This window comes from Aeromonas sp. S2(2024) (assembly GCF_041402505.1).
GTDB classification, from domain to species: domain Bacteria; phylum Pseudomonadota; class Gammaproteobacteria; order Enterobacterales; family Aeromonadaceae; genus Aeromonas; species Aeromonas media.
In genome coordinates, this window is record NZ_JBGLRL010000004.1 from 29,921 (window position 1) to 43,160 (window position 13,240).

Genomic DNA, 13,240 nt, shown 5'->3' on the forward strand with positions numbered 1-13,240 from the left:
TTGTTATTCCTCTCTCGGATCCGGAACTCGAATCCGGAATTAGTGGCTGCCCTGACCACCGGTGTCGGCGGCATGGTTCTGCAGATATTTGAGCAGGGTGCGCTCCTCTTCCTTGCTGAGGCGGTAGTAGGCTGACATCGCCTTGAGCCCCGAGATCCAGCCATTGGCGGTGAAGTGGGCCGGATCCGGCGCGCCGTGGCAGGAGTTGCAGGTGGACTTGTACATCTCGCCGGCGTAATCCCAGATGGGCTTGAGGGAGGGCTCGAGCCCCTTGCCATCGACCCAGGCCTGAACCTGCACCTGCTCCCACTGGATATGGGTGGCGCTGTCGGTCTCCTGCTTGAGCACCTTCTCGCTTGCTTTCAGCTCGTCACGGACTGTGGCCACGAATACCCGCTTGCCCATGTATTCGCTTAGCACCCGGCCCCTGCCTTCGCGCTCGCGCCACCCTTCGATGGTCACCTTGAGGCGATCGCCGCTGCGGGCCACCACCTCGATGCGGGAGGCGGGTAGCAGCTTGCCGACGGGATCAGTGCTCTGCTCGCTGGCGTAGAGGTCTTTTTCACCCAGGGTGTAGAGGGTGTCGCCGGCTGGCGCCTGCTGGGCTTCGCTGGCCAGGGTGGCGTAGGTGGCACGGAAGCCCCCCGCCATGTTGGGCAACTCGTGGGCGATGCCCTTGTGGCACTCGATGCAGTTCATGTTCTTCGCCGCCGCATCTTTCATCTCCAGCGCTGCCGCCGGGGACTGCTTGGCGTGATCCATGTTGTCGTAGCTGTGGCAGGACTTGCAGGTCTTGGAGTTTTGGCGGCTCATCCGGGCCCACACCTTCTCGGCCAGATGCAGGCGCCGGTCCTCGAACTTCTCCTGGGTGTCGATGCTGTGGCCGATGTACTCCTGATAGAGGTCGTTGGCCGCCTCCATCTTGCGGGCCACCTTGCCGACGAAATCCTTCGGCTGGTGACAGTCGGTGCAGACCGCCTGTACCCCGGAGGCATTCTTGAAGTGGATGGACTCCTTGTACTCCGGATAGACGGTGTCTTTCATGGAGTGGCAGGAGATGCAGAATTCGAGGCTGCTGGTTTTCTCAAAGCCATAGTGCAGGCCGACGGTGCCCGCGAGGGTGACGCCGACGCCCACCAGAAGCAGCGCCAGTACCGACCAGCGACGGCTGGGGGTGCGCAGGAAGTGCCACAGTTTTTTCATCATGCTCTCTCACATCACTTTTTTGATGGGGGCCATGATAGGGAGGCGTTGTGAACAGGGCTGCCGCCACAAATTAATGAAATAGGGGTATTTATGACAAAATGTGAATAGAATAATCCTCCCTTGTCGACCATCGTGAACCCTGCCCATGCGCTACCACATTCTGGTTGTTGAAGATGATGCGGTGACCCGCGAGAAGCTGACCGGCTATTTCGAGCGGGAGGGCTATCGGGTGACTGCGGTCGAAAACGGTCAGGAGATGCGCGCCGTGCTGGCGGAGCAGACGGTCGATCTGGTGATGCTGGATATCAACCTGCCGGGGGAAGATGGTCTGCTGTTGACCCGTGAACTGCGGGCGCGCAGCACGGTGGGGATCATTCTGGTCACCGGCCGCAGCGATGCGGTGGACAAGATTGTCGGCCTCGAGATGGGGGCCGACGACTATGTCACCAAGCCGTTCGAGCTGCGGGAGTTGCTGGTGCGGGTCAAGAATCTGCTGTGGCGGATCTCGTTGGCCGCCGCCCCGAGTGAACCCGAGACGACCGACGATGCGGTGCGCTTTGGCCCCTGGCGTTTTGATATTCCCCGCCGCCAGCTCAGCAAGGACGGGGTGCCGGTGCGCCTGACCAAGGCCGAATATGAAGTGCTGGTGGCCTTTGTCGCCCATGCCGGGCGGGTGCTGAGCCGGGAGCGGATCCTGACCCTTATCAGCCATCGCGGCGATGGCCCGAGCGATCGCACCATAGACGTGTTGATCCGGCGGCTGCGCGGCAAGATGGAAGCAGATCCCCGGGATCCCCAGCTGTTTGTCACCGTCCATGGTGAAGGCTATCTGTTTGCCGGCGAGATAGCCTCCTGACTCCGGCGTGGTGGCATTGGCCTGTGTAAGGCGCGAGGATCAGACCGGCGGGCGGGTATCAAATTGCGGGCAGTCGTCGCCAATCTGGTGCCAGGGTGCCTTGGAGCCGACAAAGATATGAAATGCGGGTCGCTGGCTTGGCACATCGTCCAGCACCCCGAGGCGCAGGTTGATCTTGCCGCTGCTGCTCTTCTGGCTGAACAGGCTGGAGCCGCAGTGACGACAGAACGCCAGGGTGGTCTCTGCCGATTTCTGGTAGCGGCTGATGGCATCAATGCCCTTTACGATGGTGACCTTGTTGCCATCCAGTCCGCCGACCGAGGCGTAATCTCCCCCTGAAAACTTGCGGCATTCGCTGCAGTGGCAGTTACCCATATAGTCGAATTGATCCGGCAGGGTCAGGGCAACGGCGCCGCACAGGCAGCTGGCATGTAACACTTTCATCTCTTCTCCTTGAGTGTGGTTAGCGGATGTTGATGCTATTCGACCCGATAAACGGGGCGAAAGGCACCATCCGAGAGGGAATTTGCGGGGTCGGCCAGTGGCGCAGACAGCGTCAGAATGGGTGGCCCCATCACCCGTGGGCACTGCTCGGCACTGGCATCTGGGTGTTGCAGAAGGCAGACCGCCTGAGCGACCGCAAGACGCCCCTGCAGCCGCATCTGATCGCTGTTGGCGGCCAGGATCTTGCCCCGGCGCAGGCCACGCTGTACCCCGTGACTGAAGTAGGTGCTCAGCACTTGGGGCCTGTCGAGATGGCGCTGCGCCAGCTCGTTGACCGCCACTTCGGCGGCGATGGCGCCCCCCACCAGATAGTCGAAGTCGGGATAGCGGGCCAGAGTCTGCTGCACCAGAGTGCGCTGGATTTCCCGGCTGTTGTCGCCGCGCTCGGTGGTGACCAGCTTGATGGCGCTCCCCTTGATGGCGTCGGCAAAGCCCGGCTCGACGAAGTTGTTGCCGCCGCTCGCCTGCGGGCCGGGGAAGAGGGCGACCGAGACCGGCTTGCTGCCTGCGGGGTGGCGCTGCGCCAGCCAGTGGCCAATCTGCCAGCCCATCTGGTACCAGGAGACCCCCACCTTGGCTTGCACCAGACCGGTGGGCAGATCGTTGACCAACCCAAAGACCGGCAGCGGCGTGGCCTTGATTGCCTCGCTCAAGCCCTGATAGCTCACCGCGCCGAGCAAGATGGCGTCGCTGCCTTCCTGCACGCACCGCTGCAACTGCTGGCGCTGCTCGACGAGGGCGCCGTAGCCCCCCGCTTCGTGGATCTGCAATTTGACCCCCAGCCGTTTCGCCTCTTCCACCATGCCCTGATTGACCGACAGCCAATAGGCGTCGCGCAGATGGGGGTAGAGGGCACAGAGGGTTAGCGGTTTGGTTGTGGCGGAAGGTTCCGGCCACTGCTGGCGCACCGGCTGGCCGCTGAATTCGCCGCCAGGCCAGAGATCGACTGCAAAGGCGAGGGCGGTGCGAGGAAGCGTGAGCAACCACATAAGCAACAGCAGGGAGAGATAGACGCTTCGCATGGTCAGGGGTTTTGTTAAAGTGTTGGGCCATATTATCCGGTCAAAGCCGACCACAACCAAGGTGCTGAGCGTGAGAATCTTTTCCGGCCTGGGTGGCAAGTTGCTGCTGGCCTTCTCCCTGATGGCGTTGCTGACCCTGAGTGCCTCCCTGCTGGGCTGGGTGGGGCTTAGCCATCTGCGCCAGCTGGAGCAAGGAGTGCAGCAGACCCTGGCCGACCAGGAGCTGGCGCGCACGCTCTCTCGCCTCAGCGGCGAGATCCAGAGCGCGTCGCGGCTGCTGGCCACCGCGACCAGCGAGCAGGAGCGGGAGCATCAGGGGCGCTTGCTTACCCTGCAGGGACAACAGCTTCAGCAGGTGCTGGCACTACTTGGCCGTGGGCAGGGTTCAACAACCCTCGATCAGCTCAGCCAGAGCATCATCGGCAATCTGGGTCAGCAGGGCTGGCTGGTGGGAGAGCGACTGACCTTGATGGCGCAGGGCGAGGCGCAGCGGGCCCGTCTGGTGGCGGCGGCCGGGCAGATCGCCGAGCTGGCGCGCAGCCAGATGGAGAACGCCGAAACCGTGATGGTGGCGGGACTGGGCTCCCTCTATCAACAGCAAGGGGGGCTGGCAGCACGGACGCTGGACCGCCTGCTGGAGCAGGATCTCGACTGGCTGGAGCAGATGACCGAACTGCGTCATCGTACTTTGATGCAGCAGCAGCGCATCGAGGAGATCTGGCGCAGCGAACGGCAGGAACAATTGCAAATGCTGTTGCAGGAGGGGCAGCGGGAGCTGGCCATCTTGCAACTGCGGGCCAGGGCGGTGACCGATCCGGCCCGCCGGCAGGCGGTGGAGCAGGCGCTGAACGTGTTGGCGCAGAGCGACAAGCTGGTGCAGCTGCGCAGTGACTGGCTCGGCAAGGGGGAGGCGCTGCGGGTGCTGGCCAGCGCCAATGAGGCCTTGATGAGCAGCCTCAACCAGCAGGTGGGTGACTTGGTCAACCGCGCCCGCGACTCCCTGGGAGAGAGCCAGCAGGCGTTAAGCCAGCGCCTCAAGTTGTTGGAGCAGGCCCTGATGGGGATAGGTCTGCTTACCCTGGTGCTGCTGATGCTGCTGATGTGGCGCATGGTCTACGGCCGCATCGTCTGGCCGCTGCAACATGCGGTGAAGGGGATGAGCCGGTTGGCGCGCGGGGATCTGGCTCCCCTTGAGCCGATCGCCGGGGCGGGCCGCGATGAGCTGGCGGAGCTGGGCCGGGCCCTACAGGTGTTTCGTGACAATGCGGTCGAACTGGGCCGCCATCAGCGCGAGCTGGAGTCGCGGGTCGAGGAGCGCACCGGTCAGCTTAGCCATGCCAACCTGCGCCTCAACGAAGAGGTGGATAAGCAGCGGCAGGCACGGGCCGAGGCGGAACAGGCCAATCGGGCCAAGTCGGTCTTTCTCGCCACAATGAGCCACGAAATTCGCACCCCCATGAACGGCATTCTGGGGGGGCTGACCCTGCTGGAGGATACCAGCCTGAGCGAGACCCAGCAGCGCTATCTCGCCGCCATAGAGCACAGCGGCGAATCCTTGCTGGAGATCCTCAACGACATCCTCGATTACTCCAAGATCGAGGCGGGCCACGTGGAGGCGCGCCGGGAACCCTTCCCGCTGCATCAACTGGTCGATGAACTGAGTGCCCTGTTCAGACCCAAGGCAGAGGCCAGAGGAGTGGCCCTGGTGCTGGAATACGCCCCCGCCCTGCCTCCCGTGGTGGAAGGGGATCTGGGCAAGCTGCGCCAGGTGCTCGCGAACCTCTTGGGCAACGCGGTCAAGTTCACCGCCAGGGGGCGGATCTGCCTCGAGGTGAGCCCCCTCCCATGCGGTGGCCCCTGCGCCGAGCCCTGCATCCTGTTTGTGGTGAGCGATACCGGCCCCGGCATTCCTGAACATGAGCAGGAGGCGGTGTTCGAGGCGTTCCGCCAGCGCAAGCGGGACATGGGGCATCAGGGGGGCACCGGACTCGGGCTTGCCATCAGCCGCAAGCTGGTGGCCGCCATGGGGGGAGATCTGCGTCTCGCCAGCCAGCCCGGAGAGGGCTGCCACTTCAGCTTCAGTCTGCCCCTGCAACGCTCGGCCGCCCAGCTGCCGGCTGCGGCCCAGCCGCTGCACCTCGGCCAGTCTCGCGAGATCCTGCTGGTGGAAGACAACGAGATCAACCGGCTGGTGGCGCACGGCATGCTGACTCGCCTGGGTCATCGCGTCACCCTGGCGGAAGATGGTCGCAGTGCACTGGCGCGGGTGACCGAGCGTCCCTTCGAGCTGGCGCTGCTCGACATCAACCTGCCCGACATGGACGGGATGACGCTGCGCGAAGATCTGGCCGCCATCAGCGAGGAGGTGCACGAGCGGCCGCTGCCCGCCATCGCCATCTCGGCCCAGATGTACCCCGAGGATATCCGCCTCTGTCTGGAGGCGGGTTTTGCGGACTTTGTCGGCAAACCGGTACGCCTGGCTGCGCTGGCCAGCGCCATAGACCGTCAGTTCCAGATAGAGACAGCGCAGGCCCTGCCGGGCACGAGGGAGGGCACTGTCAGTCAGCCCGCCCCCCGGGTCGCCAACCCCGTGCTGGACGCCGACCTGGCCTTGCTCGGCAGTCAGCGCATCCGTCAGCTCATCGGATTGTTTGAATCCCAGGGGGCGGCCCTGGTGGCCGCACTGGTGCGGTGCGAGGGGGAAGAACGCAAGGGGATGGCCCACAAGCTCAAGGGCAGTGCCCTGGCGCTCGGGCTGGATGACTTTGCCGCGCAGTGCGCCGCCCTGGAGGCGGGTGACGCTGATCCGGCTGGGCTGGCCGGGGAGTTTGATGCGGCGGTGGCGATGCTGAAGGCGTGGCAGGAGAAGCACCTGACGACCCCGACATGAGCCTCTGGTTGACCTGCCGCCTGCGGCTGACCCGCCTGTACTCTCTTTACATTTCGTCCCGATAGAGTGCCTGCTTGCAGCGGGGGCAGATGTGCTGGCGCCGGTAGTCAGCCTGGTGCACCACGCCCACTTCGAGCTGCTGATGGTGGCCGCAATGGATGCAGAAGATGAGGTCACCATCGATGGCCTCGGGGTGGGCTGCCAGGTATTGCTCCCGGGTGGGCAGCGTCTCCCAGCGGGTGGTGCAGGCGCCCTTGCGACTGCCGGTGTAGTAGACCCAATAGAAGATGGCAAAGACCGAGACAATCACAAACAGCATCAGGTGATCCATCGTGGAGTTCCCCCTTGTGGTGAGAGAGGCACACGCAGGGCTGTGATGTGACCCTGTGCGCCAAAGGACCCTGCCGTTGTCAGCTCATGGCCACTCGCCAGGCTTCGCAACCGCGGTGCCGTCTAAAGATGTTATCTGTTAGTAAATGCTATATCCATGATCTGGCTCTGGTTTTGCCCTTCAATGGGGAGGACTCGGAGGGCGGGTCAGACAGATTCGCCGGGCGCCCCAGGAGGGGCCGAGCCGACGGAAGGGGCGCAGGCTCCGTGGAAGGCAAGGGGAAAGAGGGGCGTCCGGCTTCGAAAATTGCGACGTATTTTACATTTTATAAACAAGTTTTTGGGTGGTTGGACTGTCTCTTTGATCCAGCTCACGTTACAATGCGCGGGCCCACTTCACCTATCGCGCAAACGATTTTCAGGAGATAAACGGATGTTGAAACGTGACATGACCATCGCCGGCTATGATCCAGAGCTGTGGCAGGCCATCACAGACGAAACCCGTCGTCAGGAAGAACATATCGAGCTGATCGCGTCTGAGAACTACACCAGCCCCCGTGTCATGGAAGCCCAGGGCTCCCAGTTGACCAACAAGTACGCTGAAGGCTACCCGGCCAAGCGTTACTACGGTGGTTGCGAGTACGTCGACGTGGTCGAAACCCTGGCCATCGAGCGCGCCAAGGAACTGTTTGGTGCCACCTACGCCAACGTGCAGCCGCACTCCGGCTCCCAGGCCAACAGCGCCGTCTACATGGCCCTGCTGCAGCCGGGTGACACCGTGCTGGGCATGAACCTGGCCCACGGTGGCCACCTGACTCACGGCTCCCCGGTGAACTTCTCCGGCAAGCTGTACAACATCATCCCCTACGGCATCGATGAGTCCGGCAAGATCGACTACGACGAGATGGAGCGCCTGGCCGTCGAGCACAAGCCGAAGATGATGATCGGTGGCTTCTCCGCCTACTCCGGTATCGTTGACTGGGCCCGCATGCGCGAAATCGCCGACAAGATCGGTGCCTGGCTGTTCGTTGACATGGCCCACGTGGCCGGTCTGATTGCCGCGGGCGTCTACCCGAACCCGGTGCCCCACGCCCACGTGGTCACCTCTACCACCCACAAGACCCTGGCCGGTCCCCGTGGTGGTCTGATCCTCTCCGCCGCCGACGACGAAGATCTGTACAAGAAGCTGAACTCCGCCGTCTTCCCGGGTGGTCAGGGTGGTCCGTTGATGCACGTCATCGCCGGCAAGGCCGTAGCCTTCAAGGAAGCACTGGAGCCCGGGTTCAAGACATATCAGGCCCAGGTCGTCAAGAACGCCAAGGCCATGGCCGCTACCTTCATGGAGCGCGGTTACAAGATCGTCTCCGGCGGTACCGACAACCACCTCATGCTGGTTGACCTGATCGGTCGCGAGCTGACCGGTAAAGAGGCCGATGCGGCGCTGGGCAAGGCCAACATCACCGTCAACAAGAACTCGGTGCCGAACGACCCGCGCTCCCCCTTCGTCACCTCGGGTGTGCGGATCGGTACCCCGGCCATCACTCGCCGTGGTTTCAAGGAAGCCGAGTCCATCGCGCTGACCAACTGGATCTGCGATGTGCTGGACAACCACGACAACGACGCCGTGCTGGCCACCGTTCGCGAGAAGGTGCTGGACATCTGCCGCCGTTTCCCTGTCTATGCCTGATCGGCCGGACAGTCTGGTTTGAGATCAATGCCACCTTCGGGTGGCATTGTTTTTTGCGGCGTTCGGCAACACGAGAGGGCCTGATGACTCTGAACTGCGAAGAAAATAGCCGGCAAGGCAAAGTAGCCATGGCCAGTGAACAGCAAGACAAGGCGCTGGAGGCGGCGCTCAGGCAGGCGATCCGCGCCCAGTATCACTTTCGCCCCAGCGAACAGGGACTGCTGGCATGGGACGTGCGCCGACTGGTGCGGCTGAGCCGAGCGCTGCCGGTGCAGGCGGTGGCGCTCGGCGAAATTGCCGAGCTCGACCAGGTGCACTGGTACGGCCATGGTGCCGCCAGCCCCACGGTACGCAGCGTGGTGGAGCACTGTCAGTTGATGATGGCGGCCGATCTCGCCTATCCCATCCTGCTGGACAGCGCCGGCCGGGTCATGGATGGCATGCATCGGGTGGGCAAGGCATTGATGCTGGGCCACAGCCATATCGAGGCGCACCGCTTTGTCGTTGATCCGGCGCCCGACTATCAGGGTTGCGACCCCGATGCCCTGCCTTATGACGACTGAGCCAGGTTGATTGGATGATTAGGGCGAACATCGGAAACACTATTTTTTCAAGAGATGGATTGCTGGAGATAGCTCAGTGAAGAGAGTGCTAGAGATTCGAAACTATCGGCTCAAAGCCGGGAGTCGAGCGATTTTTCATGCGTTGGTGGCAGAGCAGAGTTTGCCTTTACATCGTGAGTGGGGAATGGATGTGGTGAATCACGGGCCCTCCCTGCATGATCCGGACGTTTATTTCTTGATGCGGGCTTACGATGACCTTGAGGAGTTGAACCGTTCACAGGCGGCATTCTATGCCACTGAAGCATGGCGGAGAGGTCCGAGAGAAGCCATTGTCGAGTTGATCGAGAGCGACGCAAATACTGTGCTCTGGTTGCCTGATGTAGCCATTGATGCACTCCGTGGCTGCTGATGACATCTGTAGCATCCCTTGTTTTCACGGGCTTTTACCGGTTCTGGATGGCCGTGCTACACTGGCCGGCCTAGAGCCGGCCCCCGGGGCAGGCGCCCTTTTCCGTCAACGCCGGAGGTCCGATGCATTGCCCTTTCTGTAGTGCGGTAGATACCAAGGTGATCGATTCCCGTCTGGTGGCAGAAGGCCACCAGGTGCGCCGCCGTCGTGAATGCCTGCTCTGCCACGAGCGCTTCACCACTTTCGAGATGGCCGAGCTGGTGATGCCCCGCGTCATCAAGTCCAACGGTTCCCGCGAGCCATTCAACGAAGACAAGCTGCGCGCCGGCATCTTGCGGGCGCTGGAGAAGCGGCCGGTGAGCATGGAGGCCATCGAGAAGGCGGTCAACCACATCAAGTCCCGTCTGCGCGCCACCGGCGAACGCGAAGTCGCCTCCCAGCTGGTGGGCAACCTGGTGATGGACGAGCTCAAGAGCCTGGACAAGGTGGCCTATATCCGCTTTGCCTCCGTCTACCGCAGCTTCGAAGACATTCGCGAATTCGGCGAAGAGATCGCCAAGCTGGAGAAGTAACGTTTCCTTCCCCCAGGGCAGGATGTTTTGTCAGAGGAGCCCAGATGTTTAGTCAAGACGATTACCAATGGATGAGCCGGGCCCTCGAACTGGCTCGCCGAGGTCGTTACACCACGGCCCCGAACCCCTGTGTCGGTGCCGTGCTGGTGAAGGCCGGCGTGGTGGTGGGGGAGGGCTGGCACAAGCGGGCTGGTGAGCCCCATGCCGAAGTCTATGCCCTGCATGCCGCCGGTGAAGAGGCTCGCGGCGCCACCGCCTATGTGACCCTGGAGCCATGCTCCCATCACGGCCGCACGCCCCCCTGCGCCGAGGCGCTGATCAAGGCCGGCGTGACCCGGGTGGTGGCGGCCATGGTGGATCCCAATCCCCAGGTGGGAGGACGCGGGTTGCGCATGTTGTCTGAGGCGGGCATCAAGACCGACTTCGGCCTGCTGAGCGCCGAGGCCGAGGCACTCAATCCCGGCTTCTTCAAGCGGATGCGCACCGCCTTCCCGCAGGTAACGGTCAAGCTGGGGGCCAGCCTGGACGGTCGCACCGCCATGGCGAGCGGCGAGAGCCAATGGATCACCTCTCCGGAGGCGCGCCGCGACGTGCAGCGGCTGCGTGCCCGCCACGATGCGGTGCTCTCCAGCGCCGAGACGGTGCTGGCAGACGGCGCCTCCCTGACCGTGCGCTGGGACGAGCTGCCGGCCTCGGTCAAGGCAAGCTACCCCAAAGAGACGTTGCGCCAGCCGCTGCGGGTCATCGTCGACTCGCAAAACCGGCTGACCCCGGACCTGCCCCTGTTCCAGAGCGAGGGCCCGGTGCTGCTGGCTCGTCACAAGGTCGACGGGGAGTGGCCTGCCTGGGTGCAGCAACTGACCCTGCCGCTGCTGGATGGCAAGCTGGATCTGGTCAGCCTCTTCATGCTGCTGGCCAAGCAGAACATCAACTCTGTGCTGGTGGAGGCGGGGCCGCGGCTGTGCGGCGCCCTGCTGGAGAAGGGGTTGGTGGACGAGCTGGTGCTCTATCAGGCGCCCAAACTGATGGGAGATGAGGGGCGCGGCCTGTTCCACCTGCCGGGGCTGACGCGTCTGTTCCAGGCCCCCAAGCTCACTCTCAAGGATGTGCGCATGGTTGGGCCGGATATTCGCATTACCGCCAAAATAGCCTGATTTATCAATGTTCAAGGGGGCAGTACCTGCCCCCGTCATCAGCAAGGTGATCTGCATGTTTACCGGAATTATCGAAGCCATGGGTACCCTGGCCGCCCTGCACCGTCAGGGGGATGACATGGCCCTCACCGTCCATGCCCCGACCCTGGACTTTGGCGACGTCAAGCTGGGCGACTCCATCGCCACCAACGGCGTCTGCCTCACCGTGGTGGCCCTGGGGGACAAGAGTTACACCGCCGACGTCTCCCTTGAGACGCTCTCTCGTACCGGTTTTGCCGAGGCCAGGGTGGGGGATCCGGTGAACCTCGAGAAGGCGCTGATGCCGAGTTCCCGCCTCGGTGGCCACCTGGTCTCGGGCCACGTCGATGGCATCGGCGAGGTGAAGAGCAAGTCCAGCAGCGGCCGCGCCATCGAGTACTGGATCAAGGCACCGGCAGCGCTCTCCCGCTATATCGCCGAAAAGGGCTCCATTGCGGTGGATGGCATCAGCCTGACGGTCAACGCCGTGCAGGGGGATCTCTTTCGCCTGACCATAGTGCCCCACACCGCCCAGGAGACCACCATAGCCCGGTGGAAACCGGGTCATCGCGTGAACCTCGAGGTGGATCAAATCGCCCGCTATCTGGAGCGGCTGATGCAGGGGAGGGGACAGGATCAGGAGCAGAACGCATCCAGTCTGACCCTGGAAAAGCTGGCCCAGTCCGGTTTCCTGTGACGCGGCACGGTGCGGGAAAAACGCTTTTCTGTGATCCCGCTCCGATTGAAATGGGGCCCAGCGCCCCCATCTAGAGCACAATAGGCAGTATCAAGCCGAGCCGGCAGGCTCAACCCCCCAAGCATGTTGATGGAGTAGCCCATGGCGCTGAGCACAACCCAGGAAATCATTGCCGATATCAAGGCAGGCAAGATGGTGATCCTGATGGATGACGAAGACAGGGAGAACGAAGGGGACCTCATCATGGCCGCCTCCTGTGTCCGTCCGGAAGATATCAACTTCATGGCGCGCTACGGTCGTGGCCTCATCTGCCTGACCCTGACCCGGGATCGCTGCAAGCAGCTGGCGCTGCCGCTGATGGTTGACCGCAACAACGCCCAGTTCTCCACCGCCTTCACCGTGACCATAGAAGCGGCCGAGGGGGTGACTACCGGTATCTCCGCCGCCGATCGCGCGGTGACCGTGCAAGCGGCAGTGGCGCCCAATGCCAAGGCCGCCGATCTGGTGCAGCCCGGCCACATCTTCCCGCTGATGGCGCAGGATGGTGGCGTGCTGACCCGTGCCGGTCACACCGAGGCGGGTTGCGATCTGGCCCGTCTGGCGGGTTACGAGGCGGCCTCCGTCATCGTCGAGATCCTCAACGAGGATGGCAGCATGGCGCGCCGTCCGGATCTGGAAGTCTTCGCGGAGCAGCACGGCATCAAACTGGGCACCATTGCGGATCTTATCGAGTACCGCAACCAGCACGAGACCACGGTAGAGAAGGTGGCCGAGTGCAAGCTGCCCACCGAGTTTGGCGAGTTCGACCTCGTCACCTTCCGCGACACCATCGACAATCAGGTGCACTTCGCCTTGAAGAAGGGGGAAGTGAAGGCCGACCAGCCGACCCTGGTGCGGGTCCATCTGCACGACGTGCTGAGCGATCTGCTGCTGACCGACCGTCACGCCGCTCGCAGCTGGCCGCTGCCCAAATCCATGGCCCGCATCGCCGACGAGGGCGGTGTGCTGGTGATCCTGGGGGCAGAAGCCCATGGCGAGGAGCTGCTGGCCAGGGTCAAGGGGTTCGAGGCCGCCGACAAGGGGCTGCAACCGGAAGGGGCCAAGTGGCAGGGCACCTCGCGCCGGGTCGGCGTGGGCTCCCAGATCCTCAAGGCGCTCGGCGTCGGCAAGATGAGACTGCTGAGCTCGCCGAAAAAATACCACGCCCTCGGCGGTTTCGGTCTGGAAGTGGTGGAGTACGTCGGCGAGTAAGCACCTTGGTACTTGCTTGATGAAGTACCATCGCCCTGCCAGCGGGTTCGACCCGGAGGTTGTGGAATACGTCGGTGAACA

13 protein-coding genes are annotated in these 13,240 nt (G+C 63.1%); 9 read left to right on the top strand and 4 right to left on the bottom strand.

Going from position 1 to position 13,240, the window contains the following annotated elements; genetic code table 11:
* Positions 1–39: 39 nt before the first annotated feature.
* Positions 40–1,206 (bottom strand): pentaheme c-type cytochrome TorC, encoded by a 1,167-nt coding sequence (gene torC, locus ACB039_RS05795; protein ID WP_005326573.1) that lies wholly within the window; start codon positions 1,204–1,206, stop codon positions 40–42.
* A 145-nt stretch (positions 1,207–1,351) separates the two neighbouring features.
* Between torC and torR the strand changes: the two genes are divergently transcribed.
* The gene (gene torR / locus ACB039_RS05800; RefSeq protein WP_005326575.1) at positions 1,352–2,062 is read left to right on the top strand and encodes a two-component system response regulator TorR; all 711 of its coding nucleotides are present in this window, start codon (positions 1,352–1,354) and stop codon (positions 2,060–2,062) included.
* Positions 2,063–2,101: 39 nt separating this feature from the next.
* On the opposite strand, the gene ACB039_RS05805 is transcribed toward torR, so the two are convergent.
* Complete coding sequence (locus tag ACB039_RS05805) at positions 2,102–2,506, bottom strand: GFA family protein (RefSeq protein ID WP_005326576.1); 405 nt, start codon at positions 2,504–2,506, stop codon at positions 2,102–2,104.
* A gap of 35 nt (positions 2,507–2,541) precedes the next feature.
* Positions 2,542–3,588, bottom strand: coding sequence for a TMAO reductase system periplasmic protein TorT (gene torT / locus ACB039_RS05810; RefSeq protein ID WP_041205181.1), 1,047 nt, complete (start codon positions 3,586–3,588; stop codon positions 2,542–2,544).
* A 70-nt stretch (positions 3,589–3,658) separates the two neighbouring features.
* Here torT and torS point away from each other — a divergent pair, with 70 nt between their 5' ends.
* Entirely contained in the window at positions 3,659–6,478 is a 2,820-nt protein-coding gene (gene torS / locus ACB039_RS05815) for a TMAO reductase system sensor histidine kinase/response regulator TorS (RefSeq protein WP_371165282.1), read from the top strand.
* A 46-nt stretch (positions 6,479–6,524) separates the two neighbouring features.
* Here torS and ACB039_RS05820 read toward each other — a convergent pair whose 3' ends face one another.
* Positions 6,525–6,809, bottom strand: a complete 285-nt coding sequence (locus ACB039_RS05820; protein ID WP_005326583.1) for a hypothetical protein — start codon at positions 6,807–6,809, stop codon at positions 6,525–6,527.
* 432 nt (positions 6,810–7,241) lie between these two features.
* Here ACB039_RS05820 and glyA point away from each other — a divergent pair, with 432 nt between their 5' ends.
* From glyA to ribBA, 7 genes are all read left to right on the top strand, one after another.
* On the top strand, positions 7,242–8,495 hold the full coding sequence (gene glyA / locus ACB039_RS05825) for a serine hydroxymethyltransferase (protein ID WP_005326585.1): 1,254 nt from the start codon (positions 7,242–7,244) through the stop codon (positions 8,493–8,495).
* Between the two features lie 128 nt (positions 8,496–8,623).
* The gene (locus tag ACB039_RS05830) at positions 8,624–9,058 is read left to right on the top strand and encodes a hypothetical protein (protein WP_226173013.1); all 435 of its coding nucleotides are present in this window, start codon (positions 8,624–8,626) and stop codon (positions 9,056–9,058) included.
* Positions 9,059–9,134: 76 nt separating this feature from the next.
* Complete coding sequence (locus tag ACB039_RS05835; RefSeq protein WP_041205183.1) at positions 9,135–9,467, top strand: NIPSNAP family protein; 333 nt, start codon at positions 9,135–9,137, stop codon at positions 9,465–9,467.
* A gap of 122 nt (positions 9,468–9,589) precedes the next feature.
* Positions 9,590–10,039, top strand: coding sequence for a transcriptional regulator NrdR (gene nrdR / locus ACB039_RS05840; protein WP_010675395.1), 450 nt, complete (start codon positions 9,590–9,592; stop codon positions 10,037–10,039).
* 44 nt (positions 10,040–10,083) lie between these two features.
* Positions 10,084–11,193 (top strand): bifunctional diaminohydroxyphosphoribosylaminopyrimidine deaminase/5-amino-6-(5-phosphoribosylamino)uracil reductase RibD, encoded by a 1,110-nt coding sequence (gene ribD / locus ACB039_RS05845; protein WP_041205185.1) that lies wholly within the window; start codon positions 10,084–10,086, stop codon positions 11,191–11,193.
* A gap of 55 nt (positions 11,194–11,248) precedes the next feature.
* Positions 11,249–11,908 carry a riboflavin synthase gene (locus ACB039_RS05850; protein WP_041206832.1) on the top strand — a complete coding sequence of 220 codons (660 nt, stop codon included), beginning with the start codon at positions 11,249–11,251 and terminating at the stop codon, positions 11,906–11,908.
* Positions 11,909–12,049: 141 nt separating this feature from the next.
* Positions 12,050–13,159, top strand: a complete 1,110-nt coding sequence (gene ribBA / locus ACB039_RS05855) for a bifunctional 3,4-dihydroxy-2-butanone-4-phosphate synthase/GTP cyclohydrolase II (RefSeq protein WP_371165283.1) — start codon at positions 12,050–12,052, stop codon at positions 13,157–13,159.
* Positions 13,160–13,240 lie beyond the last annotated feature (81 nt).

Excerpts from the sequence above, each read along its gene's own strand:
- ACB039_RS05805 (WP_005326576.1), bottom strand. The coding sequence starts at position 2,506 with ATGAAAGTGTTACATGCCAGCTGCCTGTGCGGCGCCGTTGCCCTGACC.
- torR (WP_005326575.1), top strand. The coding sequence starts at position 1,352 with ATGCGCTACCACATTCTGGTTGTTGAAGATGATGCGGTGACCCGCGAG.
- nrdR (WP_010675395.1), top strand. The coding sequence starts at position 9,590 with ATGCATTGCCCTTTCTGTAGTGCGGTAGATACCAAGGTGATCGATTCC.
- ACB039_RS05820 (WP_005326583.1), bottom strand. The coding sequence starts at position 6,809 with ATGGATCACCTGATGCTGTTTGTGATTGTCTCGGTCTTTGCCATCTTC.
- glyA (WP_005326585.1), top strand. The coding sequence starts at position 7,242 with ATGTTGAAACGTGACATGACCATCGCCGGCTATGATCCAGAGCTGTGG.
- ribBA (WP_371165283.1), top strand. The coding sequence starts at position 12,050 with ATGGCGCTGAGCACAACCCAGGAAATCATTGCCGATATCAAGGCAGGC.
- ACB039_RS05830 (WP_226173013.1), top strand. The coding sequence starts at position 8,624 with ATGGCCAGTGAACAGCAAGACAAGGCGCTGGAGGCGGCGCTCAGGCAG.
- torC (WP_005326573.1), bottom strand. The coding sequence starts at position 1,206 with ATGATGAAAAAACTGTGGCACTTCCTGCGCACCCCCAGCCGTCGCTGG.
- torT (WP_041205181.1), bottom strand. The coding sequence starts at position 3,588 with ATGCGAAGCGTCTATCTCTCCCTGCTGTTGCTTATGTGGTTGCTCACG.
- ACB039_RS05850 (WP_041206832.1), top strand. The coding sequence starts at position 11,249 with ATGTTTACCGGAATTATCGAAGCCATGGGTACCCTGGCCGCCCTGCAC.
- ribD (WP_041205185.1), top strand. The coding sequence starts at position 10,084 with ATGTTTAGTCAAGACGATTACCAATGGATGAGCCGGGCCCTCGAACTG.